This is a genomic window from Methylocystis sp. (genome assembly GCF_050246715.1).
Classification (GTDB): domain Bacteria; phylum Pseudomonadota; class Alphaproteobacteria; order Rhizobiales; family Beijerinckiaceae; genus Methylocystis.
On the sequence record NZ_JBFWVN010000021.1, the window covers coordinates 1 to 23,073 of the forward strand.

A 23,073-nucleotide genomic window follows, 5' to 3' on the forward strand; every position below is an offset into this window, starting at 1 on the left:
CGCGCCTCATATTTCGAAACAATAGTCTACGCTCGTCTCGATAAATCGAAGGGCGCGCATGTTGCCGCCGCTTGATGACGAGCGCAATACGTCCATGGCGCGCGCTAACCCTCTCCCAAAGGGAGAGGGTTAGCGCGGAGCGACCGAGAGAGGGGGTGACGATCGTGGAAAGTTGCGACCCCTCATCCGATCCCGCTTTGCGGGGCCACCTTCTCCCGATGGGAGAAGGATGCACGCCCGGCCATCAGCGCTAGAGACGCGACCACAAAATGAAACGGCGCCCGTGGGCGCCGCTTCGCATCGTGCCAGGAGACTGAGCTTTAGTAGTTGTAAGCGCGCTCGCCGTGATCGGTGATGTCGAGGCCTTCGCGCTCCTGATCGGGCGTGGGCCGCAGACCGATGATCACGTCGACAATCTTGAAGAGGATCGCCGAACCGATGCCCGACCACAAAAGAGTCGCGACGACGGCGGTCGCCTGCGCCTTCATCTGCGCAACCATGTCGTATGTTCCAACGAAGTCTTCGAGATTGGTGTAGTCGGTGATGCCGACGCCGCCGAGATCGGGATTGACCAGAATGCCGGTCGCCAGCGCGCCGGTGATGCCGCCGATGCAGTGTACGCCGAACACGTCGAGCGCGTCGTCATAGCCGGCGAGCTTCTTCACGAAGTCGACGAAGAACAGGCAGATCGGTGAAACCGCGAGGCCGAGGACGATGGCGCCCACCGGGCTGGCGAAGCCTGACGCCGGCGTCACCGCAACGAGGCCGGCGACCGCGCCTGTGATGAGACCGAGCATGGAAGGTTTACCTTTTACCAGCCATTCGACGATCATCCAGGACAGCGCCGCCGCAGCCGTCGCCACCATGGTGTTGACGAAAGCGAGCGCCGTCAAGCCGTTCGATTCCAGGTTCGATCCGGCGTTGAAGCCGAACCAGCCAACCCACAGCAGCGAGGCGCCGACCATCGACAAGGTGAGCGAATGCGGCGGCAAAGCCTCCTTGCCGTAGCCGATGCGCTTGCCGACCATGATTGCGCCCACGAGCCCGGCAATGCCAGCGTTGATATGCACCACCGTGCCGCCAGCGAAGTCCAGCGCGCCTTTGCCGGCGAGCCAGCCGACGGCGGCGTTGATCTCGTCGATCTTCTCCTGTGCCGCCGCCTTGGCCGCCTCGTCGCCGGCCGCGGCGAGTTGCGTCGCGGCGTCGACCAGCGCGTTCGGATCGGCCACGCCCCACACCCAATGCGCGATCGGGAAGTAGATGACCGTCACCCAGAAGGCGACGAAGAGCAGCACGGCCGAGAATTTCATGCGCTCGGCGAAGGCGCCGATGATCAGCGCCGGGGTGATCATCGCGAAGGTCATCTGGAAGACGAAATAGGCGTATTCCGGAATGACGTGTCCCGGCGTGAAGGTCGCCGCGTTGGAGGAGGCGGTGACGCCTTTCATGAACAGCTTGTTGAAGCCGCCGATGTAGCTGCTTAGCGAGCCGCCGTCGCCGAAGGCGAGCGAATAGCCATAGATCGTCCAGATGACGCCGACGAGCGCGACGATCGCGAAGGTCTGCGACAGGATCGACAGCATGTTCTTGGCGCGCACCAGACCGCCGTAGAACAGCGCCAGGCCAGGAATCGACATCATCAGCACGAGGGCCGAGGATGTGAGCATCCAGGCGGTGTCGCCGGGATTGGGCGTCGGGTCATTCGCGGCTAAGGCTGGAAACGCCAGCAAGGCCGACATCGCCGTTCCCGCAATGACCGAAGCGATCGAAGCGCTTCGAGGCGAAGGAAGTTTCATGTGTCAGAGCTCCTGATGTTGCGGGGAGGCGATCAAAGCGCGTCGGCGTCGGTTTCGCCGGTGCGGATGCGGATGGCGCGCTCGAGCGGCGTGACGAAAATCTTTCCGTCGCCGATCTGTCCGGTGCGCGCGGTGTTGGAGATTGCCTGGATCACTTGATCGATCATCGCCGCGTCGACGGCGACTTCGATTTTGAGCTTCGGCAGGAAACTGATCGCATATTCGGCGCCGCGATAAATTTCCGTATGCCCCTTCTGGCGTCCGTAGCCCTTGACTTCAGTCACGGTAAGGCCGTGCACGCCGATGTTGGTCAGCGCGTCGCGGACCTCATCGAGCTTGAACGGCTTGATGATCGCTGTCACGATTTTCATCTGCCAATCCTGTTGTTATCGACCTCGTTGGCGAGAGTCGCTCGTTTGACGGCGGCGTCTCGGTCGTGGCTCGCGGAGAGGACGCCGCCGCGTCGGCGACGGGAAGCTTTCAAATGGCGTGCCAGCCGCGCTGACGCCTAGCGTCGCCGATCGGCGGGCGCGACGGCGCGCATTGCCGCGCCAACACGCGCGCCAAGGTTTAGCTATGCCCTTTGCCGGCCTCCGCAAAAGCCTCGCTGTCAGCGGCCGTGACCGCTTGTTTGCGCGGGTTGCGCTCAAGGCGCTGGGCGCACTATATGGCGCCTAGAATTTGCACAAGTTTTCAGCTGGCGCCTTAACTACAGGCAGATGCTGACGATCACGAGGCGCCACGTAAGCGCACCAGACCTTCCTGGCTCACCGAGGCGACGAGCCGCCCCTCACGGGTAAATATCTGGCCGCGAGTCAGCGCCCGCGCGCCGCCCGCCCATGGGCTTTGCTGGGCGTAGAGCAGCCATTGGTCGACGCGCGGCGTCTCGTGAATCCATAGTGCATGATCGAGGCTCGCGACCTGAATTTTCGGGTCGAAGATCGTCAGACCATGAACGAGCAGCGCCGTATTGAGTAAAGTCATGTCGGAAAGATAGGCGAGCAGCGCAATATGAACGGCGGGGTCGTCAGGCAGGACGCCGCGCACGCGAAACCAGATCATCTGGCCGGCGGCGCGGCGTTCAGGAAAAAACACGTCGTCGGGCGCGACGACGCGCATGTCGAGCGCGCTTCGTCGCTTGAGCCAACTTTCGATCTGCTCCGGAAGAAAGGCGCGAAAGCGCTCGACCAGCGCATGCACGTCGTCGAGGCTTTCCGGGTCTGGCGCTTCCGGCATCGACTCAGCATGCGCGAGGCTCTGTTCGCGGCGCTGAAACGACGCCTCCATCGAAAAGATCGTCTGCCCGCGCTGGGTCGCATTGCAGCGTCGCGTCGCGAAACTCTTGCCGTCCCGCACGCGTTCGACCGAAAAGTCGATCGGCGTCGCTGGATCGCCGGCGAGGACGAAATAGCCGTGCAGCGAATGAACCGGTCGGTCCGCCGGCACGGTGCGGGTCGCCGCGACGAGCGCTTGCGCGACGGCCTGTCCGCCATAGACTTGGCGTCCGGAAGGGAGCGGGCTGTAACCGCGGAAGAGGTCTCGTTCGACCACTTCCAGATCGAGAAGCGCCAGAAGCGCGGACGGCGCGGTCTCGTCCATCGCGGACGATTTGCTCAGTCGATCTGGCGCGCCTCTTCCGGCAGCATGATCGGAATGCCGTCCCGGATCGGATAGGCGAGCCGCGCCGAGCGCGAGATCAGCTCCTGTCGCGCGCTGTCATATTCGAGCGTGGTTTTAGTGAGCGGGCAGACGAGGATTTCGAGCAGGCGCGGATCGATCCGGGTCGGTTCCGCCGCGGATTCGAATTTCTCGGCGCTGGAATCGCGTTCGTCAGTCATTGCGGTCAATTTCCTTCAATGCCATTGCGGCCGGCCGGCGTTTCGCTGCGCGAGATCGAGTTTGGCGAGCGCGACAAGCGTTTCCGCGCGGGTTTTCAAATCAATCGCTTCGACGAGCGCCTGCTTGTCGTTTGCGCCGAATGGACACATCATCGCCAACGCATTGACGAGCGTCTCCGTCGGCGCCGCGTCGATGCTCGCCCAGTCGACTTCAAGTTTCGAACATTCGGCGAAGTTGCGCAACATCGACACCATGCTGTCGCGGTCGACCGCGTCGGCGCCGGCGCCCATCAGCAGATCCTCGGAAAATTCGTTATAGCTGACCCGACATTGCCGGTAGGGCGTCCGGACTTTCAGCTCATCGAGGACGCGAAATCGCGCCACGCCCGTGAGCGTGACGAGATAGCGGCCGTCCCCGGTCTCGGCGAGACGCGTGAGGCGTCCGGCGCAGCCAATGTCATAGAGTTGCGTCGCGTCCACGGCAGTCTCGTCGCCGGGCAAAGGCTGGATCATGCCGATTAGACGGGCGCTGGCGATCGCGTCGTCGACCATCGCGAGATAGCGCGGCTCGAAGACATTGAGCGGCAACTCGCCGCGCGGCAGCAATATCGCGCCCGAAAGCGGAAAAAGCGGCAGAATCTCCGGCAGTTCGCCGACATCCGCATAGGGACGGTTCAGGCTCATCTTGGCGAACGCCTCCTACGAATAGAGCAGCGCGGACAGCCGCCGCCGCGCGGTCACGGCCGCCTTGTCCATCGGATCCCACGCCTCGAAAAACTGGATGAGCTGCTTTCTTGCGCCATCGTCATTCCAACTACGGTCGCGCCGGATGATTTCAAGCAGCGCATCCGCCGCTTCCTCGCGCAGGTCCTTGGCGTTGAGCGCGAGCGCAAGATCGAAATGGGCCTGGAGGTCGTTAGGATTGAAAGCGATGCGCGTTCTCAGATCGTCTATTTCGCCGAGGTCTTGAGCTTGCTCGGCGTTCTGAAGCGCCGCCGCAGCCGCTGCGATATCGCTGTCGCGGCGCGCCGATGCGGGAAGCCCGTCGAGCACCGCGCGCGCGTCATCGAACCGCGCCGTGTCGATGTAGAGGCGGAGCAGCGCCGCGGCGGCCTTGGCGTTGGGCGGCTCGCCGCCGGCAAGTTCGCCAAGAAGCGACTCCGCGCCCGCGAGATCGCCGTCCGCGATCATCGCCTGCGCCGCTTCCAGAGCGTCGCTCTCAGCCTCGATCGGGCCGACGAGCCGCTCCAGAAAGCCCTTGACCTGACTATCCGGCAGCGCGCCGACGAAGCCGTCGACAGGCCGCCCGCGCTGAAAGGCGACGACCGCCGGGATCGACTTGACGCCCAATTGATCGGCGATCAGTGGATCGGCGTCGATGTTCATTTTGACGAGGGCGATCTTGCCGCCAGCCGCGGCGACCAGCCGCTCGATGACCGGCGCGAGCTGGCGACAGGGTCCACACCACGGCGCCCAGAAATCCACGAGCACGATTTGCCGCATCGATGCGTCGAGAACGTCGGCGCGGAACCGTTCCGTCGTCGTTTCCACCGGCGTCGTTGGCGCGCCAGTCATTCTCGCCGTCTCAACCATGCGCTTTTCCCCTCGTCGCCATTATCGCCGTCTGATTTCGGAGCTTTGTCCTTCGCGGCTGCCTAGCGCTGCGTCCGGACGAAGGTCAGATAGACCGGATTTCGGCCTTCGGCCATGGCTTTGGCTTCATATTTGGTGCGCGTCCACCCCGGCCAGGGCTCCAGCCAGTCTTCGGTGCGCCGGGCGCGCCAGGAGAAGGCAGGGTGGGCGCGCAACCGAGCCAGGGTCCAGGCGGCATAATCGTCGATATCAGTCGCAAAACGCAGCTCCGCGCCCGTATGCATCACGCGCGCCAGACGGTCGAGATTGTCGCGCGCAATGAATCGTCTCTTGCGATGGCGCCGTTTCGGCCAGGGATCGGGGTAAAAGAGATAGATGCGCGACACGCTGTCGTCCGGCAGCCAGTCGAGCGCGTCGGCGGCGTCGCCCTGATGCAGCCGGATATTCGTCAGGCCGTGTTCCTCGATGCGGGCGAGGAGCTTCGCCACGCCATTGACGAACGGCTCGCAACCGATGAAGTCGACGTCAGGGCTCTCTGTCGCCGCCGCAATCAGATGTTCGCCGCCGCCGAAGCCGATTTCGAGATGCGTCTCGCGCGTGACTGACGGCGCGGGCCGCGAAAGGTCCAGCGACAGGCGCGGCAGAAGCTCATCGATCAGCTCCGCCTGATGCTTTCGAAGCGCCTTGCCTTTGGAGCGGCCGTAGAGGCGCGCGTAAGGCCGTCGCTGCTGAGATGTTTCGCTCATAAGCGCCGATTGGCCGCGCCCATTTGACGTCTCGCAGCGCGGCTCTGGACCGTCTCGGTCAGCCGAATTTACGCGAAATGCGATTTCAACTGGTCGACGAGATCAGTCTTTTCCCAGGAGAAACCTCCGTCCGCGTCGGGCGTTCGGCCAAAATGGCCATAGGCGGAAGTGCGGGCGTAGATCGGTCGGTTGAGCTGAAGATGCTCGCGAATGCCGCGCGGCGAGAGGCGCACCAGCTGAGGCAGCAGTTCTTCCACCTTCTCTTCGCAAACATTGCCGGTGCCATGAAGATCGACATAGATCGACAGCGGCTCGGCGACGCCGATCGCATAGGACAGCTGCAGCGTGCAGCGATCGGCGAGACCGGCCGCGACGATATTTTTGGCGAGATAGCGGGCGGCGTAAGCCGCCGAGCGATCGACCTTGGTCGGATCCTTGCCGGAGAAGGCCCCGCCGCCGTGCGGCGCGGCGCCGCCATAGGTGTCGACAATGATCTTGCGTCCCGTGAGGCCGGCGTCGCCGTCGGGACCGCCGATGAAGAATTTACCAGTCGGATTGACGTGCCAGACGGTCGTGTTGGTGATCCAGCCGTCAGGTAGCGCAGCGCGGATATAGGGTTCCGCGAGGTTGCGAATGTCGGCGGGCGACAGGCTCTCGTCGACATGCTGATGCGACAGGACGATCTGCGTCGCCTCCACCGGCTTGCCGTCGGCGTAGCGAACCGTCACCTGGCTCTTGGCGTCGGGTCCCAGGCCCTTTTCCTTACCGTTGTGGCGCGCCTTCGCGAGCCCCTCCAAAATCTTATGCGAATAATAGAGCGGAGCCGGCATCAGTTCGGGCGTTTCGCGCACCGCATAGCCGAACATAATGCCCTGGTCGCCGGCGCCCTCGTCCTTGTTGCCGGCGGCGTCGACGCCCTGCGCGATGTCGACGGACTGTTCGTGCAGGAGCACTTCGACATTGGCAGTGTTCCAGTGGAACCCCCGCTGCTCATAGCCGATGTCGCGGATGGCGTTGCGCGCGATTTCGATGATGCGGTCGAAGGAGACATGCGGTCCGCGCACTTCTCCGGCGATGACCACCCGGTTCGTCGTCGCCAAAGTTTCAGCGGCGACGCGAATGGCGTAGGGGTCGATGCCCGCCTTGGGGCCTTCGCGGAAAAATTCGTCAACGATTTCATCGGAAATGCGGTCGCACACCTTGTCGGGGTGGCCCTCGGAAACCGACTCGCTCGTGAAAAGATAATTCTTCCGGGTCACTTCCACATCTCCGATAGCTTCGAGGAAGAGTCGAAAATTGCTCAAGCAGGCGGGTTCATCTGCCAGCGCCCGTTCGGTGCGTCAAGCTGAAAAGCCCCGATCGTTCGTTTTGGAGAACGACATTCTACTCCTCCGCGTGTTCTGACTGTTCTGCGAGCGTCGTGACAAGATCAAGCACACGCTTGCGCACTTTGGGATCGCGGATGCGGGCGAAAGCGCGATTGAGATGCAGGCCTTCCGCCGTCGACAGAAATTCTACGACATATTGCGACGAAGATTCTTCGGCAAAACCGTCCGACTGCGCGGACGCCCCGCCTGCCGGCGCGCCCTCGAAGAAAAAGGACGGCGGGACTTTCAAAGTCTTCGAAATCTGCTGCAGGCGACTAGCGCCAATACGATTGGCGCCTTTTTCGTATTTCTGCACCTGCTGAAAAGTGATTCCGAGCGCCTCGCCAAGCTTCTCCTGACTCATTTTCATGAGAATACGCTGCATGCGTACGCGGCTGCCGACGTGGCGATCGATCGGATCTGGCGCCTTCTTCAAATTTATCGCCTCCCGCTCGCTTGTAGCCGACTCCTTGTCGAACGCGCAAGCCAGATTGCAGCATCTCAATGAATTTCAATAAATATTAGAGTTGAGAGCGGTCGCGGATCGATATTTTTTTAATCGGGCGGTCGACCGCGCCGGTTCGGTCGGGACGGGCGATCGACCCTAGACGGATACAGGCCCGTCTCGGCGGGCGACGACGGAATTCGACCAGCGACTCCGATCAGGGCCAGCGCCGTCGAGAGCGCAAGCAGCGCCGGGAAGGCCGAGGCGCCAAAAGTCGCAAAGACCGTTGGCGCGGTTTCTTTGGGCAGACGTCCGTCGATGACGCCCTCCTGGCCGAGCGGAAGCGACTGAAGGATGCGTCCATAGGCGTCGATGATCGCTGAAACGCCGGTATTGGCGACCCGGATCATCGGCAGGCCTTCCTCGATGGCGCGCAGGCGCGCCTGTGCCATATGCTGGTATGGGCCGGTCGTCAGTCCAAACCATCCGTCATTAGTGACGTTGAGAAAAAGCCGCGGCCGTTCGGCGCCGCTCTCGATCGCGTCGCCGGAAAAAATCGCCTCGTAGCAGATGAGCGGGGCTATCGGCGGCAGGCCGGGCGCGGCGAGAAGACGCGGCCCCGCGCCGCGGTCCCATATTCCAGGAACGAGCTGGTTGATTCCAAGCGGCCGCAGCCATTCCTCGAGCGGCAGATATTCTCCGAAAGGGACAAGATGGATCTTGTCATAATAGGCGACGATCGCGTCGCCGCGCAGCGCTTCGATCGAATTGAAAATTCTACCGCGCCGTCCGTCGCCGTCGCCTTCCGCCCGGGCGGCGCCCGTGAGAAGAACGCGCCCCTTAAGGGCATGTGCAATCGCCGCCAGCGCCTGCGGCTTGTGCGAGATGATGTAGGGAAACGCCGATTCAGGCCAGATGAGATGGGTGACTCCGGCGAGTCCAGCGGGCTGTTGGTTGGTCGCGCGTTCCGAAAGCGCAAGATAGCGACGCAGGATTTTCTCGCCGTTTTCGGGACGGAACTTCGCGTCCTGAGGAAGATTGGGCTGCATCAGCCGCAGCGTCACGCCGTCGACAAATTCGGTCCGGTTGGCGCCGAGCCGGAAGGCGCCATAGGCAAGCATCAGCATGGCGAGGGCCGTTGCCGTCAGCAGCGTTCCATGCATGCGGCGCGCGCCGTCTGGCGATCGATCGATGAGCGTCGCGGGAACGGCGAAAATCACGATGGCGATGATGTCGAGCCCGTGGAGGCCGACGAGCGAGGCGGTTTGCGCCAGCGGTCCGGCGCCGGCGAGCGCCATGCCGAAATTGTTCCAGGGAAAGCCCGTGAACAGATGACCGCGCAGCCACTCGGCCGCGCCGAGCCCCGCCGCGAGCGCGAAGACGCGCAAGCCGCTGCGCGACCACAGGAGACGCGCCGCAGCGAAGCCGGCGGCCGGAAAGAGCGCGAGGACGGCGGGGAGTCCGAAGACGGCGAGGGGCAGGGCCCAGGCGAATTGGTCGGCCTCCACGAGCATCGCGGCTCCCATCCACCAGAGGCCTGCAACGAAATAGCCGAAGCCGAGCCACCAGCCGGCGCCGGCGGCAGACACAATCGGCGCGAGCGCCAGGCGCTTTAATACGTTGTCATCCGCCGCGCCGTCGATCAGCCATACGGCGACGGTCAGCGGGACGAACATGGCCGGTATGACGTCGAAAGGCGCCAGCGCCAGCGCGCCCGTCGCGCCAGCAAAGAAGGCGATCGCCCGCCGCGTCCAGCCGCGGGCGAGAATGATACGTTGCGGCAGCGTTGGCGCCGGCGCGTCCGCGGCGGCGATCTCGGCAATCTGCGCCATCTCTGGACGTTGTCCCTTCCGAATCGGCTGAGCGATTCTAAAGAGTTTCAAGGCGGCGCTAGCCCTTCGCCGTTCGCCGCGAACGCCTACGGCTCACTCGCACCACATGCGCATCAGGTCGCCGGAATTCTTAACAAGCAGATCGCCGATGTCGTCGCGCCCATGCCGCTGCAAATAGCTTCGATGCGCGAAATTCAGATCGCGTAGAATTTTGCGCTTCATTTCATCGCGGACGCGGCTTTCGATCCAGCCGACGCAGGCCAGGCGGCTGCCGCGGGTGATTTTTTCCACGCGGTGAATGAGACCGGTCGAATAGATAAAGACGCTGCCGATCTTCGGCTTTAATTTCAACAGGCCATTCTCTTGTTCGAGCACCAGTTCTCCGCCATCGTAATTCGCCTGGTCTTCTAGAAACAGCGTAAAGGACAGATCGCAGCGGAAGCCGTTCATGATCGGCGCGTCGGAATGATTGCCGTAATACATGCCCTCGTCATAGCGGTTCACCTGCATGGCGGCGATGCGCTTGGGAATGGCGTAAAAGTCGACGCGCTCGTCGCTCATCAACCGCTGCGCGATTTCGTTAAGAATCGCGGGCCCCTTAGTGTGATCCATTTGCAAATTGTTCTTGGCGCTCGCCGCCATTCCGGTCGCCGTCGCGGCGCCGCCCACAAAAGGCGTGGCGAGAATTCTTTTGCGCAACTCGAGGCAAGCGGCCTCGTCGTAAAAGTCCTCAATCAGCTGCAAGGGCATTCCTTTCGAGCGCAACAGCATGGGAGACGCCTGCCGGTCGAATGTGACACTCTTATTGCAATGGCGGGGTCAGACGCGCCGGCGCACGCGCAGCTTGCCCACGCGCCGCGGGTCGGCGTCGACGATCTCGAATTCATACGCCTCGACAGGCGTCGCGATGATTTCGCCGCGCATCGGCACGCGGCCGGCGAGCCAGGCGACGAGACCGCCGAGCGTGGTCACTTCGGCCGGCGTGTCTTCTAATCTGAAGTCGACTCCGAGCCGCGCCGTCACTTCGTCGAGATCGGCGCGCCCGTCGATGATGAAGTCGCCGTTCTCCAATTCGACGAAACCCGATTCGTCGACGACGTCATGTTCGTCCTCGATGTCGCCGACGATCATCTCCATGATGTCCTCGATGGTGACGAGGCCGTCGGTGCCGCCATATTCGTCGATGACCAGTGCGAGATGGGTGCGCGTCGCCTGCATGCGGATCAATAGATCGAGCGCCGGCATCGAACGTGGCACGAAGAGCACCGGCTTCAACAAATTCGCCTGCGACAAGGGCGTGTCGAAGTCGATCTTTTTCGGTTCGGTCGTCTCGGCGCCCTCGCGCCGATCCGCGCAACGCGCGATGTGCATGACGAAGTCGCGGATGTGGATCATCCCTCGCGGGTCGTCGAGCGTATCGGCATAGGCCGGCAGCCGCGAATGACCGGCGGTACGAAACAGCTCCAGCGCGTCGCGCAACCGCGCATCGAGCGAAATCGCGATGATGTCGGCGCGGGGGATCATCGCGTCGTCGACGCGCATGTCGTGCAGGCCGAGCACGTTTTTCAAGAGCGCGCGCTCATGCGGAGTCACGTCGCCCTGCGACTCTTCCAGCCTGTCCTCAATGTCCTCTCGCACCGAGAAGGGCGCAAGACCAAGAAAGCCGCGCAGCCTGTCAAAGAGGCTCGGGCGCGGCGCGTCGCCGGCGCGTCGTAATGGAAGAGGGTCGTCGGCGTTATCGTATCGCGTCGACATGCGCTTAGTTCAATTCGCTCCGCCCGCCGGCCGGCCCCTCTGCATCGTCTGCATAGGGATCGGGAAATCCAAGCGCCGTCGCGATCTTGCGCTCCAGCGCCTCCATCCGCTCGGCCTCGGCGGCGGTTTCGTGATCATATCCGATCAGATGCAGAAATCCATGCGAGACCATATGGGCCGCATGGGCGCGCAAAGCCTTGCCCTGCTCCTTCGCCTCCCGGGAGACGGTTTCATAGGCGATGATCACGTCGCCAAGGAGAGGCTTGCGCTCGATCGCCCCAGGCGTCGGAAAAGACAGGACATTCGTCGGCTGGTCCTTGCCGCGCCACTCGACGTTCAGCGCGCGGATCGCTTTGTCGTCGCAAAATGTGACGCTGACTTCACAGTCCGATGCAAGAGCGGCGCCGCTTGCTGCGAGACTCTGACGAACGCATTCTTTCGCCAAATCCTCCAGATCGGCGACCCCCCGCCAAGCGGGCGCAGCGACGTTAACGTCGATGTCCACGGTCAGACCTCTCCGCGCGGCTGCTTGCTGGCGCGCGCGGCGCGCTCATAGGCGCCGACGATTTGTCGCACGAGATCATGACGCACGACGTCGCCTTCCGAAAACCGCACGCGGCCGACGACGTCGAGATCGGCGAGCAGCGTGACCGCTTCCGAGAGGCCGGACTTTTGTCCGGGCGGCAGGTCGGTCTGCGACGGGTCGCCGGTCACGATCATGCGTGAGCCTTCGCCCAGTCGGGTGAGAAACATTTTCATCTGCATCGAACTGGCGTTCTGCGCCTCATCGAGCAAAATGCAGCTTCGCGTCAGCGTGCGGCCGCGCATGAAGGCGAGCGGCGCGACTTCGATGAGGCCGGTTTGCATGCCGCGCTCGATCATTCGAGCATCCATGAAATCATGGAGTGCGTCATAGATCGGGCGCAGATAGGGATCGACCTTGTCGCGCATGTCGCCAGGCAAAAAGCCGAGACGTTCGCCGGCCTCCACCGCAGGTCGCGACAAAATCAGCCGTTCGACCACGCCTTGCTCCATCAGCTGAACGGCGTGGCCGACCGCGAGCCAAGTCTTGCCCGTCCCCGCCGGACCTTCGGCAAAAACCAGCTCATAGCGCTTGAGCGCGCGCAAATATTGATCCTGCGCGGCGTTGCGGGCGCGCACTGATCCGCGCTTGCGGGTCAGAATCTGTTCGAAGGCGCCGCGCGTCGGCTCGGCATCGGGAAACAGGCTACGCTGACGCGCCGTCTCTTCGATGGCGCCGTCGACGTCGCCGAGCGTGATCGTCTGACCCAACGCCACGCGCTCGTAAAGCGCCTCGAGCACGCGGCGCGCATGTTCGCAGGACTCGGCCCTGCCTTTGAGCGTGACGTGATTGCCATTGGCAAAGGAGGCGACGCGCAGGCGCCGTTCGATCCTGGCGAGATTTTGATCGTAAAGTCCGAAAACGAGAGAAGCGTGACGGTTGTTTTCAAAGGCGAGCGTGATTTCCGCTTCGGGCTCGCTCGCCTCCGGTCCCCGTGCGGAAAGCAACGGGTCGTCGATTGTCGTCAAGCTTTCGCCTCCTCGCTCATGAGCCGCGCCGATAGGGAATTCGAACCCGCCGCGACGATTTCCACACTGACCTCGCGGCCAATATGCTCGATCGAACCTTCGGCGTGCACAGCCTGCATATAGGGACTCTTGCCGGCGATCTGCCCCTCGTGACGGCCGGGCTTTTCAAACAGCACATCGACTTTCCGGCCGACCGTCGCGTCGTTGAAGGCGCGCCGCTGCTCGTCGAGCAGCGCTTGCAGCGCAGCGAGGCGTTCGCTTTTCACATGCTCCTCGATCTGATCCGGGCGATCGGCGGCCGGCGTGCCGGGACGGGCCGAATATTTGAACGAAAAGCTCGACGCGAAGCCCACGGCGCGCACGAGCGCCATCGTCGCCTCGAAATCGGCGTCGGTTTCGCCGGGAAAGCCGACGATGAAATCGGACGACAGGGCGACATCCGGCCGCGCCTTTCGAAGGCTTTCGGCGATCGAGAGATATGCTTGCGCGTCATGCCTGCGGTTCATCGCCTTCAAAATGCGATCCGACCCCGACTGAACCGGTAGATGCACATAGGGCATGAGCTTTGGAATCGCGGCATGCGCGTCAATCAACGCCTGCCCCATGTCGACCGGATGACTTGTCGTGTAGCGCAGACGCGTCAGCCCTTCGATCCGCGCCAGAAGTTCGAGAATCTGCGCGAGCGTCGTTTCGCGTCCCTGTGCGTCTGGGCCGCGATAGGCGTTGACGTTCTGGCCGATCAGCGTGACCTCGCAGACGCCGGCGTCGACGAGGCGCCTTGTTTCGGCGACGATCTCGGCGACGGGACGTGAGGATTCGGCGCCGCGCGTATAGGGCACCACGCAGAAGGAGCAGAATTTATCGCATCCTTCCTGCACGGTGACGAAGGCCGAAACGCCGCGGGCGCGGATCTGGGCGCGGCTCGGGGCGGGCAGGGCGCGAAACTTGTCCTCGACGGCGAAATCCGTATCGGCGACGCGCGCGCCGCTCTCCGCTCGGCGCAGCAGTTCCGGCAGGCGGTGGTAGCTCTGCGGGCCGACGACGAGATCGACCGCGCGCTGGCGCTTGAGCACTTCTTCGCCCTCGGCCTGCGCGACGCAGCCGGCGACGACAATTTTCATGTCGCGGCCGCGCGCGTTCAATTCGCGTTTGGCGATCGCCAGCTTGCCGAGTTCGGAATAGATTTTTTCCGCGGCCTTTTCGCGAATATGGCATGTGTTCAGGATGACGAGATCGGCGTCTTCTTCGCTCTGGGTCTCGGCGTAGCCTTCTCGGCCGAGCAGATCCGCCATGCGCGTCGCGTCATAGACGTTCATCTGGCAGCCATATGACTTGACCAGCACTTTGGGCGTTGGCGCCGGCTCCTCCTTGAATGGGCCGGGGGGCGTCTCAACCGCCTCTAAAACTTCCGTCGTGATCTTTATGGCTCCTGCTCGCCGGCTCGCCTCGACTCAATTCGTGGGGCGGGCGACGAACGCATTATACGACATTTTGCGCGCAAGCGCGTCTGGCGCGACAGGGAATCAGAGCCTGTTCCTAAATTTTCTGAACCGGCCCGTCGTAGCGCGTGAGGAGCGCATCCGCCGTCAGCAACGTCAACCCCTCAACGACCGCCTGCGCAATAAGCAGACGGTCGAATGGGTCCTTATGAATGGGCGGCAGGGCGCCAGTGGCGAGCGCGTGCTCCGCAAGCACAGGCAGTTCCTGGTAGCCATTGTCCAGCAGACCGCCGCGTAGTCCATGCGGATCGACTTGGAAATCCGTGCGCTTGAGGGCGCGTTTGATCACGATTTCCCACAGGCTGGCGACGCTGTAGATGAGTTCGTTATCGTCATGGTCAAGGATCGCTTTCGCTCTTGCCGACAGACGAGATGGAGCAATGGCGGCCCACAGGACAAGATGAGTGTCGAGCAGCAGCTTCACTCTTCGCCCTCGAAAAGTCGTTCGATCTCGGCTTCGTCCATGCGATCAAAATCCTCTGGAATGAGGCCTTGCCCTTCCATGAATCCGAGACGCCGGATTTTTCGTTTCGGCGGGGCTTCGAGCGGCGCCACCTTCACCAGAGGCTTGCCAGCCTTGGCGATGATGAAAGGCTCTCCCTTCGAAGCGAGATCGACCAATTTGGACAATTGGGTCTTGGCTTCGTGAATATTCACAATGCGCATGAGCGTCTCGGATGGACTAAGTCCAATTAGTTTAGTTTTCTCCCGCCCATATGCAAGCCTTAAATTGCTCAAATCTCCAGCCGCAGATTGATCGCCGCGCGGCGTTCGCCGCTGACGCGCTGATAGTAATTCTCGCGCCTCCCGATCTCTTTGAAGCCTTCCCTGGCGTAAAGTCTCAGCGCAGGCTCGTTGTCGTCCGCCACCTCCAGAAAAACCAGCCGGGCGCCGCTGCGCTCGAGATTCTCCAGATGTTTTTCGAGAATGCGCCGCCCCAATCCGGCGCCGCGATACGCGGGGTCGACGGCGAAAGTGAGGATTTCGGCGTCGGGCGGCGTCAAACGGGACAGGACGAAGCCCCCGAGTTCGCCTTTGCGGTTCTCCGCGACCGCGCCGTCGGCGACGATATGGGCGTCGGCCAGATAATTCTCAAAGTCGATTTTCGACCAGCCGAACGCGAAAGATGCGCCGTGCAGGCGTTCGCAGTCTTCAGCGCGCTCAGACCCGATAGGCTCTATTATGAATGTCGGCTTGGCGAAGAAGGATGAAAGTAGCGTCATGGCGCAAATTCACGCCTGCGCCGGGACGGCGACGCTGGCGCCGGCCGCATCATGCAGAATCTCGGCGCCTATCGCCGCGTCAGGCGCCGCGACGTAAGGCTCTTTGAGATAAAGCGGCCGCGCGGGCGCGGCGTCCGGCTGCGCGGCGAGTCCCAGGCGGGCGACGAAGGCGATGTCGGGCGCGGCCTGCTCGCTGGCGATTTTGACTGCAACCCCCCGGGCGCGCGCCTCCTTGGCAAGGAGCGGCGCGCCGGAGCCGATGAGCAGCAGCGGGCCCGACCCGAGCGCGCGCAGCGCTTCATGCGCGCCGGCGCGGCGCGGCGAGAGCAGCGGACGTCCGGCAGGGCCGAAGGCGGCGATATAGACTTTGCCATGGCGCGCATCGATCGCCGCTGCGACGACGCCGTCGAAAGGATCGAGAATCAGCGGCGCCGCAAGGGCGGCCAGCGTCGAGACGCCGACGATCTCGGCCTTGCAGGCGAGCGCGATCGCCTGGCCGGCGGCAAGGCCGATGCGAATGCCGGTGAACGAGCCCGGGCCCACCGTCACGGCGACCCGATTAAGCGAGCTGAAGCCACCCTCGACCTTGCCCATCACTCGACTGATCAGCGGCAGCAGCGCCTCGGCGTGGCCGCGCTCCATCTCGATTGATTCGGCGGCGATCGGCGCCGCCGCGTCCTGGTCCAGCACACAGGCGGAGACGGCTGGCAGAGCGGTGTCGATCGCAAGGATTCGCATGATTCTCAGATTATGACGGTTTTCGAGACGCGATCAATGTAACGTTCGAAACCCGTCATCAATGTGTCCCCTTACGCCGGCTCCACCGCCTTCACCTGCGGCAGGAAATGCTTCAGCAGATTCTCGATGCCATTCCGCAAGGTCGCCGTGGATGACGGGCATCCCGAGCAGGCGCCTTTCATCGCCAGATAGACGACGCCGTCCCTAAAACCCTTGAAGACAATGTCGCCGCCGTCGCCGGCGACCGCCGGCCGCACCCGCGTTTCGATCAGCTCCTTGATCGTGGCGACCGTCTCCGCGTCGGCTGGATCATAGAACTCGCCGCCGGACTGCGCCGGCGCGGCCCCTTCAATCAACAGCGGCGCGCCCGAGGCGAAATGCTCCATGATCGCGCCGAGAACGACCGGCTTCAGATGCGGCCAGTCGGTTTCGTTCTTCGTCACCGAAACGAAGTCGGCGCCATACATCACCGCTTCGACGCCCTCGATCGACAGCAGCGCCTGAGCGAGCGGCGCATTTGCGGCGTCGTCGGCCGAGCGGAATTCCATCGCGCCCTGGCCGAGCACGTCCTGGCCCGGAAGGAACTTGAGCGTCGCTGGGTTTGGGGTGGATTCAGTCTGAATGAACATGGGTCGGCTCCTGCGTCCGGTTCAAGGCCGGCGGGAATTGCGCGAATATCACACATCGCGCCTTTTGTGACATCGTCGACAATCTACTTATGCGCTTCGTCAAGTTCTTGCGAGACTCTTCTGCGCGTCAGCCATCGCCCGAGCGCGACCGCGGCCCAGACCGCCTCGACGAAGCCGAAGGGCCAGGCGCCTTGCAGGAACCCGTAGACCGACCCAAGCGCGCAGGCGATGGCGATGCACAGAACGAACCAGTGGCTTCGTTCCTCCAGCGCATAGGAAAGCAGCATCGCGCTCACCGCGAAGAGCCCGAACCAGGTCAGCGCATCCATCGGCGAATCTCTTTGGGCGCTCCTTGGGCGCATTCTTGCATTTGCGATGCCCGAGCATTTGCCATGCCCGAGCGAATCCAGCAGTGTCAATCAATGGACGAAGCCGCGCTGATCGACGCCAACGCCGCCTATTACCGCGCTTTCGCCGCGCGCGACCTTGGCGCGATGAATGATCTTTGGGCGGAGGAGGCCGTCTCCTGCGTTCACCCCAGCTGGCCGGCGCTCGTCGGGCGCACGCCGGTGCTTGCCTCCTACCGCGACATTTTCCTTAATCCGCTGCAGGAGGCGGTGACGGCGCGGGATGCTCAGACGCTCATCGACGGCGCCGACGGTCGCGTCTTCTGCGTCGAGGAAGTCGGCGGCGGCCTGCTAATCGCGACCAACTGGTTCCGCCTGATCGATGGGCGATGGCGCCTCGTGCATCACCAGGCGGGCCCGCTCGCGACGGCGCCGTCACCATCCGCAGCGCGAGAGGAAAAGCGATCATTTCATTGACGTTGCGCGGCTCCTCGCGCGAATTGAATCAAAGATTCACCTGCGCGCCAATTTCTACCACGCGTCCCGCCGGAATATGGAAGTAGTCGCTGGCGTTTGTGGCGTTGCGCGAGAGGAAGATGAAAAGGTTGCGTTGCCAACGCGGCATGGCGCTGCTCGCCGCCGGCTTCAGCGCGCGTCGCGAGAGCAGGAATGAGGTCGACATGATGTCGAACTTCCATCCAAGCTTCCGGCACAGGCCAAGCCCATAAGGAACATTGGGCTCCTCCATATAACCGAAGCTCATCGTCACCTGGCGGAAGAGGCTGTTGATTTCGAACATTTCGATCCGCTCACCGTCCGGCACGCGCGGCACGTCGGCGGTGACGATCATCAGAATCACATTGTGTTCATGCAGCGCCTTAAAGTGCTTCAGCATATGCAGCAAAGCGACCGGCGCGAGCTGCGGCTGAGTCGTGAGATAGACTCCCGTTCCGGGCACAAGCGTCGGCGGCTTCCTCTCCAGGTTTTCGAGAATGGAACGCAGCGGAACGTCCGACTGCTGCGCCTTTTCTTCGAGGAGATTGGTCCCGCGCATCCACGCGCGCATGAGGAGCAACATGGCTCCGGCGATGAGCAGCGGCACAAAGCCGCCTTCCAAGAGCTTCATGAGATTGGCTCCGAGAAAAACGAGGTCGATCGCGAGAAACGGCGTCATAAGCGCCGTCGTCGCCCAGAGTGGCCAACCCCAGTGGCGGCGCACCACGACCATTGCGAGCACAGTCGTCACGACCATCGTGCCGGTCACGGCGATGCCATAGGCGCTGGCGAGCCGGCTGGACGAGCCGAAGAACAAGACGAGCGCGAGCACGCCGAGGAGCAGCAGCGTGTTGACCGTGGGCATGTAGATTTGACCAGACTGTTCTTCTGACGTGTGCCGACTGCGCATGCGCGGCAGAAGATGCAACCGGATCGCCTGCGCCGTCAGCGAATAGGAGCCGGTGATCACCGCCTGGCTGGCGATGATCGTCGCGAGCGTGGCGAGAACGACGATGAGCGGCAGCGCCCAGGCAGGATAGAGCAGGAAGAACGAGTCCTTGATCGTCTCGGGCTTGACGAGCACCAGAGCGCCCTGGCCGACGTAGTTCAGCGCAAGCGCGGGCAGGGCGACGCAAAGCCAGGCAAATCGGATTGGTTTGCGTCCGAAGTGGCCGAGATCGGCATAGAGCGCCTCCGCACCGGTGACCGCCAGAAAGACGGCCCCGAGCGTGAACAGCCCGATTTCCCCATGGCGCAAGAGGAAGCTAACGGCGTGAAAGGGGTTCGCCGCTTCGAGAACCCGGAGATTGCGCGCGATCTGCGTCGCGCCGCCGAGCGCCAGTACGATAAACCAGACCAGCGTGATCGGGCCGAACCAGCTCGCGACCGAGGCCGTGCCGCGTCGCTGGAAAAGAAACAGCGCCACGATGATCCCGACCGCGATCGGCGCGACATAGGGGTCGAACCAGCTTGTCACGAGCTTGAGCCCCTCGACGGCCGAGAGCACCGAAATCGCGGGGGTAATCAGCGCATCGCCGAAGAACAGCGCCGCGCCGAGCGCGCCGAGCAGGGTGATGGCGGGAACGGCGCGTCCCAGCGATTGCTGCGCCAGCGTGAGCAGCGTCAGCGTGCCGCCCTCGCCCTGATTGTCGGCGCGGAGCAGGACAATCACATATTTTAGCGTGACGACGATCGTCAGCGCCCACAGGATAAGGGAGAGGACGCCCAGCACATTGGCGGAATTCACGCCTCCCTGTCCTTGCGAAGCGGCGAGCATCGCCTCTCGGAAGGCATAGAGCGGAGACGTGCCGATGTCGCCGTAGACGACGCCGATCGAGCCGAGCGCGAGGGTCCAGAAGCCCGCCCGGGCGGCCAAATTCGCGGGCCGATGCTCAAAAGTCTGAATTGCAGCGTCCATAGAAGATTCCGTTTTGCCGTAAAGCAGCGTCACGGAGCGGGAGTTTTGGGCCGCGCGCATAAAGAAACGAGACGGCTTTCCGAGGCTCAGCGTAAGGATTCCATAAAGACCGTAGACAAAGGGCTCGCGCCGGCTCACCTCCTGGGCATGGATTCTCCCAGATCCGCCGCTGCGATATCCCGTCGGACGGGCTGGCGCGCCTCGCCGACGCCGGCCGGCCTTGCCGGAGCGACGCTCTTCGTCGTGGCGGCGGCGCTGTTGTGCCTATTGCTGGACGACCGGCTGCCGAGCGCCAGTTTGCCGCTTGTTTTCCTTGCGCCGGTGCTCGTCAGCGCCATTCGATATGGCTTCTGGGCAGGCCTGCTTGCCGCGGTGTTGGCGTTCGTCGGCTATAACTTCCTCTTCGTCGAGCCGCGGCACACGCTTTCGGTCGCGCGGCCGGAAGACGCGTTGGCTCTCGGCATCTTTCTTCTCGTCGCCGCGGTTACCGGCGTGCTCGCCGGGCGCATGCGCGAAGAAGCTGACGCCGCCCGCAATCGCGCCGACGTTCTCGAGATACTTTCCGACTTTGCAGCCGATTTATCCGGCGCGATGCGCATCGACGAGATCGAATCGCTCGCCATGCGCCATCTCTCTCGCGCCGCCGGCGGCGAGGCCGTCATGCTCAGGCCTGACGGAGGACGGCTGCAGGTCGTCGCTGAAGCGAATCTGTCCCCGGCCGATCTCATTGCGGCCGATCGGGCCTTTCGCCGAGGCCAGCCGCAGGCGGCGACAGCCGCCGGCTGGTCCGGCAGTCGCTTTTCCTTCCTTCCTCTCCGGGGCTGGGACAAGATTGTCGCAGTCTACGGCGTCATCTTCTCCGAAACTGGATCTGCCGAACGCGAGCAGGCGGTCGAGGCGATGATGAGACAGACTGAACTCGCCATCGAACGCGTCGCCTTCGCGCGAGACGCCGAAGACGCTCGCGCCGTGGCGGAACAGGAACGCGTCCGCTCCGCGCTCCTTTCGTCGATCTCGCATGATTTGCGCACGCCGCTCTCCACCATTCTGGGCTCAGTCACCAGCCTGCGCGAATTTGGGGACAAAATGCCGTCGGAAGCGCGCAGCGACTTGCTGCTCGCAATTGAAGAAGAAACGGAACGGCTTTCGCGCTTTGTCGCCAATCTTTTGGCGATGACCCGGCTCGAAGCCGGGCTCGACATCAGACGCGAATGGGTCGACGCCGTTGACGTCGCTGCGGCAGCAGTAAAACGCGCGCGGAAATCTTTTATCGGCGCGACCATTCTACTCGACGCCGGGACGGCCGCCGCCCCCATTTATGCGGACGCGGCGCTCCTTGAACAAGTCCTGTTCAATCTCATCGACAATGCGGTGAAATATTCGCCGGCGGACCGGCCCGTTAGCGTCACTGTTTCTGCGGGCCGAGAAACTGTTGAGTTCGCCGTCCTCGACGAGGGCTGCGGGATTCCCATGAAAGATATCGATCAGATTTTTGAAAAATTCTTTCGCGGCGACCGGGTTCAGTTCGCCGGCGGGGGGCTCGGTCTCGCGATTTGCCGCGGCGTGGTGACAGCTCTTGGAGGGAAAATTCTCGCGGAGAGTCCCGTAATCGATGATCATGGAACGCGCGTTCGCGTCATTCTGCCGGCTGGCGCGGAGCCGAGCACATGATCGACCGGCCGCTTGTCCTTGTCGTCGATGATGAGCCGCAGATCCAGCGCTTTCTGCGCCATTCGCTATCGGCCGCCGGCTATGAAGTCGAGCAGGCTGAAACGGGGCAAGAGGCGATTCGCCTTGTCGAAGCGCATGATCCCGCGGTGATTGTTCTCGACCTCGGCCTGCCCGACATCGACGGCAAACTCGTCATCGGCGCGGTGCGGGAGCGATGCGAGACGCCGATCATCGTGCTTTCGGCTCGTGAACGCGAGACGGAAAAGGTCGCCGCGCTTGATCTCGGCGCGAATGATTATGTGGAGAAGCCGTTCGGCATAAGAGAATTGCTCGCCCGCATCCGCGTCTGTTTGCGGGCGCGCGGAGCCAGCGAAGCCCCGGTCGAGCAGATTGTTCTTGGCGAACTCGCAATCGACCTGCGAACCCGGCGCGTGACGGTCGCCGGCGCGACGATCAAACTGACGCCCAAAGAATTCGACCTGCTGGCGCTTTTGGCCTCGCATCCCGGACGGGTCATGACGCACCGCCAGATTCTAAACAAGGTGTGGGGACCGGCGCATGTCGAAGATACGCCCTATCTCAGGGTGTTCATCGGACAGCTTCGCGCGAAGATCGAAACAGACTCCGCGGCCCCGCGGTTGATTTTGACGGAGCCGGGCGTGGGATATCGAATGATGGGAGAAGACTGAGAGCGAGAGCGGCGGGCGTTATCCGCTCGCCGCGCCGGGGGGCGTCGGTCCGGTTTTTTCGTTCAATGCGCCTTCCGCCTCCTTCCTCCGGCTCGTCTTCTTCGGCTCCCGCCTTGGCCCCTCCACCAGCCGCACGACGACGCCCCAGAGCGTGCGCACGTCCTGCTCGGTGAGCCCCATGCGGTGGAACATGTTGCGGAGATTACGCGACATCACCGGCTTCTTGGTCAGCGGACGAAAAAAACCGCGCTTGTCGAGTTCGCCTTCAAGAAAATCGAAAAAGGCGAGCGTCATTTCGCGCGTCGCCGGCGGCGAGCGTTCTTCGACGTCGAAGGGAATGGCGTCGCCATGCGCGGCGCGAAACCATTCATAGCCGGTGAGCAGCACCGCCTGCGCGAGATTGAGCGAGGCATAGGCGGGATTGACCGGAAAGGTGAGGATGGCGTCGGCGAGCGCCACATCGTCATTGTCGAGGCCGGTGCGCTCTGGGCCAAACAGCACGCCATGCTTCTCGCCCGCCGCGAAGCGCGCCGCCATATCCGGCATCGCCTGCGCAGGCGTGAGCACCGGCTTCATCTGCCCGCGTCCGCGCGCCGTCGCGGCATAGACGAAGGACAAGTCTTCGATCGCCTCGCGCACGCTCTCATAGAGTTTCGCGCTTTCGAGGAGATGCACGGCGCCTGCCGCCGCCGCATAGGCGCCCTTGCGATAGGCGCCGGTGCGCGGCCAGCCTTCGCGCGGCGACACGAGTCGCAGGTCGGAGAGGCCGAAATTGGCCATGGCGCGCGCGCACATGCCGATATTGACGGCGAGCTGCGGCCGCACCAGCACCACCGCGGGCCCGCCTGAAAGCGCCGTTTTGCTTCGATCCGTTCCCGCCCCGACCAACTCGCCTCCTTGCGATAAAACGACGGCAAATTAGGGCGGAACGCGCCTCTGGG

General features: G+C 63.2%; 26 protein-coding genes. 3 read left to right on the forward strand and 23 right to left on the reverse strand.

The features are described from left to right. Window positions 1-320 precede the first annotated feature (320 nt). The 21 genes from AB7I51_RS08725 to AB7I51_RS08825 form a co-directional block, all read right to left on the reverse strand. Window positions 321-1,796, reverse strand: a complete 1,476-nt coding sequence (locus AB7I51_RS08725) for an ammonium transporter (RefSeq protein ID WP_428405126.1) — start codon at window positions 1,794-1,796, stop codon at window positions 321-323. Window positions 1,797-1,828: 32 nt separating this feature from the next. Next, a complete protein-coding gene (locus AB7I51_RS08730) occupies window positions 1,829-2,167 on the reverse strand; it encodes a P-II family nitrogen regulator (protein ID WP_409980956.1) in 339 nt (112 codons plus the stop codon). Between the two features lie 358 nt (window positions 2,168-2,525). Beyond that, the gene (locus AB7I51_RS08735) at window positions 2,526-3,395 is read right to left on the reverse strand and encodes an acyl-CoA thioesterase (protein WP_428405127.1); all 870 of its coding nucleotides are present in this window, start codon (window positions 3,393-3,395) and stop codon (window positions 2,526-2,528) included. 14 nt (window positions 3,396-3,409) lie between these two features. Beyond that, window positions 3,410-3,634 (reverse strand): Trm112 family protein, encoded by a 225-nt coding sequence (locus tag AB7I51_RS08740; RefSeq protein ID WP_428405128.1) that lies wholly within the window; start codon window positions 3,632-3,634, stop codon window positions 3,410-3,412. Window positions 3,635-3,649: 15 nt separating this feature from the next. After that, the gene (locus AB7I51_RS08745; RefSeq protein WP_428405129.1) at window positions 3,650-4,318 is read right to left on the reverse strand and encodes an LON peptidase substrate-binding domain-containing protein; all 669 of its coding nucleotides are present in this window, start codon (window positions 4,316-4,318) and stop codon (window positions 3,650-3,652) included. Window positions 4,319-4,333: 15 nt separating this feature from the next. Then, window positions 4,334-5,227: a tetratricopeptide repeat protein gene (locus AB7I51_RS08750; RefSeq protein WP_428405130.1), complete on the reverse strand. Its 894-nt coding sequence runs from the start codon at window positions 5,225-5,227 to the stop codon at window positions 4,334-4,336. A gap of 62 nt (window positions 5,228-5,289) precedes the next feature. After that, on the reverse strand, window positions 5,290-5,973 hold the full coding sequence (trmB, locus tag AB7I51_RS08755) for a tRNA (guanosine(46)-N7)-methyltransferase TrmB (RefSeq protein ID WP_428405131.1): 684 nt from the start codon (window positions 5,971-5,973) through the stop codon (window positions 5,290-5,292). 68 nt (window positions 5,974-6,041) lie between these two features. Next, window positions 6,042-7,232, reverse strand: coding sequence for a methionine adenosyltransferase (gene metK, locus AB7I51_RS08760; RefSeq protein ID WP_428405132.1), 1,191 nt, complete (start codon window positions 7,230-7,232; stop codon window positions 6,042-6,044). Between the two features lie 124 nt (window positions 7,233-7,356). Beyond that, window positions 7,357-7,776, reverse strand: coding sequence for a helix-turn-helix domain-containing protein (locus AB7I51_RS08765; protein ID WP_428405133.1), 420 nt, complete (start codon window positions 7,774-7,776; stop codon window positions 7,357-7,359). A 119-nt stretch (window positions 7,777-7,895) separates the two neighbouring features. Next, window positions 7,896-9,617, reverse strand: a complete 1,722-nt coding sequence (lnt, locus tag AB7I51_RS08770; protein WP_428405134.1) for an apolipoprotein N-acyltransferase — start codon at window positions 9,615-9,617, stop codon at window positions 7,896-7,898. A 93-nt stretch (window positions 9,618-9,710) separates the two neighbouring features. Next, window positions 9,711-10,361, reverse strand: a complete 651-nt coding sequence (locus AB7I51_RS08775) for a Fe2+-dependent dioxygenase (protein WP_428405135.1) — start codon at window positions 10,359-10,361, stop codon at window positions 9,711-9,713. Between the two features lie 75 nt (window positions 10,362-10,436). Then, window positions 10,437-11,372, reverse strand: coding sequence for a hemolysin family protein (locus AB7I51_RS08780; RefSeq protein WP_428405136.1), 936 nt, complete (start codon window positions 11,370-11,372; stop codon window positions 10,437-10,439). 4 nt (window positions 11,373-11,376) lie between these two features. Then, a complete protein-coding gene (ybeY, locus tag AB7I51_RS08785; RefSeq protein ID WP_428405137.1) occupies window positions 11,377-11,877 on the reverse strand; it encodes an rRNA maturation RNase YbeY in 501 nt (166 codons plus the stop codon). 2 nt (window positions 11,878-11,879) lie between these two features. Next, the gene (locus AB7I51_RS08790; RefSeq protein ID WP_428405138.1) at window positions 11,880-12,923 is read right to left on the reverse strand and encodes a PhoH family protein; all 1,044 of its coding nucleotides are present in this window, start codon (window positions 12,921-12,923) and stop codon (window positions 11,880-11,882) included. Continuing rightward, the gene (gene miaB, locus AB7I51_RS08795; RefSeq protein ID WP_428405147.1) at window positions 12,920-14,341 is read right to left on the reverse strand and encodes a tRNA (N6-isopentenyl adenosine(37)-C2)-methylthiotransferase MiaB; all 1,422 of its coding nucleotides are present in this window, start codon (window positions 14,339-14,341) and stop codon (window positions 12,920-12,922) included. The genes AB7I51_RS08790 and miaB overlap by 4 nt, the downstream gene beginning before the upstream one ends. A gap of 118 nt (window positions 14,342-14,459) precedes the next feature. After that, a complete protein-coding gene (locus AB7I51_RS08800) occupies window positions 14,460-14,846 on the reverse strand; it encodes a type II toxin-antitoxin system VapC family toxin (RefSeq protein ID WP_428405139.1) in 387 nt (128 codons plus the stop codon). Beyond that, window positions 14,843-15,088 carry a type II toxin-antitoxin system Phd/YefM family antitoxin gene (locus tag AB7I51_RS08805; protein WP_428405140.1) on the reverse strand — a complete coding sequence of 82 codons (246 nt, stop codon included), beginning with the start codon at window positions 15,086-15,088 and terminating at the stop codon, window positions 14,843-14,845. The genes AB7I51_RS08800 and AB7I51_RS08805 overlap by 4 nt, the downstream gene beginning before the upstream one ends. Window positions 15,089-15,156: 68 nt before the next feature. After that, window positions 15,157-15,645, reverse strand: a complete 489-nt coding sequence (locus AB7I51_RS08810; RefSeq protein WP_428405141.1) for a GNAT family N-acetyltransferase — start codon at window positions 15,643-15,645, stop codon at window positions 15,157-15,159. A gap of 9 nt (window positions 15,646-15,654) precedes the next feature. Beyond that, complete coding sequence (gene tsaB, locus AB7I51_RS08815) at window positions 15,655-16,383, reverse strand: tRNA (adenosine(37)-N6)-threonylcarbamoyltransferase complex dimerization subunit type 1 TsaB (RefSeq protein WP_428405142.1); 729 nt, start codon at window positions 16,381-16,383, stop codon at window positions 15,655-15,657. Between the two features lie 71 nt (window positions 16,384-16,454). Then, on the reverse strand, window positions 16,455-17,012 hold the full coding sequence (locus AB7I51_RS08820) for a NifU family protein (RefSeq protein ID WP_428405143.1): 558 nt from the start codon (window positions 17,010-17,012) through the stop codon (window positions 16,455-16,457). 83 nt (window positions 17,013-17,095) lie between these two features. Beyond that, on the reverse strand, window positions 17,096-17,341 hold the full coding sequence (locus tag AB7I51_RS08825; RefSeq protein WP_428405144.1) for a hypothetical protein: 246 nt from the start codon (window positions 17,339-17,341) through the stop codon (window positions 17,096-17,098). 63 nt (window positions 17,342-17,404) lie between these two features. Here AB7I51_RS08825 and AB7I51_RS08830 point away from each other — a divergent pair, with 63 nt between their 5' ends. Continuing rightward, window positions 17,405-17,836 (forward strand): nuclear transport factor 2 family protein, encoded by a 432-nt coding sequence (locus tag AB7I51_RS08830; protein ID WP_428405145.1) that lies wholly within the window; start codon window positions 17,405-17,407, stop codon window positions 17,834-17,836. Between the two features lie 28 nt (window positions 17,837-17,864). On the opposite strand, the gene AB7I51_RS08835 is transcribed toward AB7I51_RS08830, so the two are convergent. Further along, entirely contained in the window at window positions 17,865-19,772 is a 1,908-nt protein-coding gene (locus AB7I51_RS08835; protein ID WP_428406183.1) for a potassium transporter Kup, read from the reverse strand. Window positions 19,773-19,919: 147 nt separating this feature from the next. Here AB7I51_RS08835 and AB7I51_RS08840 point away from each other — a divergent pair, with 147 nt between their 5' ends. Both AB7I51_RS08840 and AB7I51_RS08845 read left to right on the forward strand, forming a co-directional pair. Next, window positions 19,920-21,443 (forward strand): sensor histidine kinase, encoded by a 1,524-nt coding sequence (locus AB7I51_RS08840; RefSeq protein ID WP_428404816.1) that lies wholly within the window; start codon window positions 19,920-19,922, stop codon window positions 21,441-21,443. Continuing rightward, window positions 21,440-22,132, forward strand: coding sequence for a response regulator (locus AB7I51_RS08845; RefSeq protein ID WP_428404817.1), 693 nt, complete (start codon window positions 21,440-21,442; stop codon window positions 22,130-22,132). Before AB7I51_RS08840 ends, AB7I51_RS08845 begins: the two co-directional genes overlap by 4 nt. A gap of 18 nt (window positions 22,133-22,150) precedes the next feature. On the opposite strand, the gene AB7I51_RS08850 is transcribed toward AB7I51_RS08845, so the two are convergent. Next, complete coding sequence (locus tag AB7I51_RS08850; protein ID WP_428404818.1) at window positions 22,151-23,020, reverse strand: RNA methyltransferase; 870 nt, start codon at window positions 23,018-23,020, stop codon at window positions 22,151-22,153. Window positions 23,021-23,073 lie beyond the last annotated feature (53 nt).

Excerpts from the sequence above, each read along its gene's own strand:
- trmB (WP_428405131.1), bottom strand. The coding sequence starts at position 5,973 with ATGAGCGAAACATCTCAGCAGCGACGGCCTTACGCGCGCCTCTACGGC.
- lnt (WP_428405134.1), bottom strand. The coding sequence starts at position 9,617 with ATGGCGCAGATTGCCGAGATCGCCGCCGCGGACGCGCCGGCGCCAACG.
- AB7I51_RS08780 (WP_428405136.1), bottom strand. The coding sequence starts at position 11,372 with ATGTCGACGCGATACGATAACGCCGACGACCCTCTTCCATTACGACGC.
- AB7I51_RS08740 (WP_428405128.1), bottom strand. The coding sequence starts at position 3,634 with ATGACTGACGAACGCGATTCCAGCGCCGAGAAATTCGAATCCGCGGCG.
- AB7I51_RS08825 (WP_428405144.1), bottom strand. The coding sequence starts at position 17,341 with ATGGATGCGCTGACCTGGTTCGGGCTCTTCGCGGTGAGCGCGATGCTG.
- tsaB (WP_428405142.1), bottom strand. The coding sequence starts at position 16,383 with ATGCGAATCCTTGCGATCGACACCGCTCTGCCAGCCGTCTCCGCCTGT.
- AB7I51_RS08845 (WP_428404817.1), top strand. The coding sequence starts at position 21,440 with ATGATCGACCGGCCGCTTGTCCTTGTCGTCGATGATGAGCCGCAGATC.
- AB7I51_RS08805 (WP_428405140.1), bottom strand. The coding sequence starts at position 15,088 with ATGCGCATTGTGAATATTCACGAAGCCAAGACCCAATTGTCCAAATTG.
- AB7I51_RS08750 (WP_428405130.1), bottom strand. The coding sequence starts at position 5,227 with ATGGTTGAGACGGCGAGAATGACTGGCGCGCCAACGACGCCGGTGGAA.
- AB7I51_RS08840 (WP_428404816.1), top strand. The coding sequence starts at position 19,920 with ATGGATTCTCCCAGATCCGCCGCTGCGATATCCCGTCGGACGGGCTGG.
- AB7I51_RS08820 (WP_428405143.1), bottom strand. The coding sequence starts at position 17,012 with ATGTTCATTCAGACTGAATCCACCCCAAACCCAGCGACGCTCAAGTTC.
- AB7I51_RS08810 (WP_428405141.1), bottom strand. The coding sequence starts at position 15,645 with ATGACGCTACTTTCATCCTTCTTCGCCAAGCCGACATTCATAATAGAG.
- AB7I51_RS08730 (WP_409980956.1), bottom strand. The coding sequence starts at position 2,167 with ATGAAAATCGTGACAGCGATCATCAAGCCGTTCAAGCTCGATGAGGTC.
- AB7I51_RS08830 (WP_428405145.1), top strand. The coding sequence starts at position 17,405 with ATGCCCGAGCGAATCCAGCAGTGTCAATCAATGGACGAAGCCGCGCTG.
- AB7I51_RS08835 (WP_428406183.1), bottom strand. The coding sequence starts at position 19,772 with ATGGACGCTGCAATTCAGACTTTTGAGCATCGGCCCGCGAATTTGGCC.
- AB7I51_RS08725 (WP_428405126.1), bottom strand. The coding sequence starts at position 1,796 with ATGAAACTTCCTTCGCCTCGAAGCGCTTCGATCGCTTCGGTCATTGCG.
- AB7I51_RS08735 (WP_428405127.1), bottom strand. The coding sequence starts at position 3,395 with ATGGACGAGACCGCGCCGTCCGCGCTTCTGGCGCTTCTCGATCTGGAA.
- AB7I51_RS08745 (WP_428405129.1), bottom strand. The coding sequence starts at position 4,318 with ATGAGCCTGAACCGTCCCTATGCGGATGTCGGCGAACTGCCGGAGATT.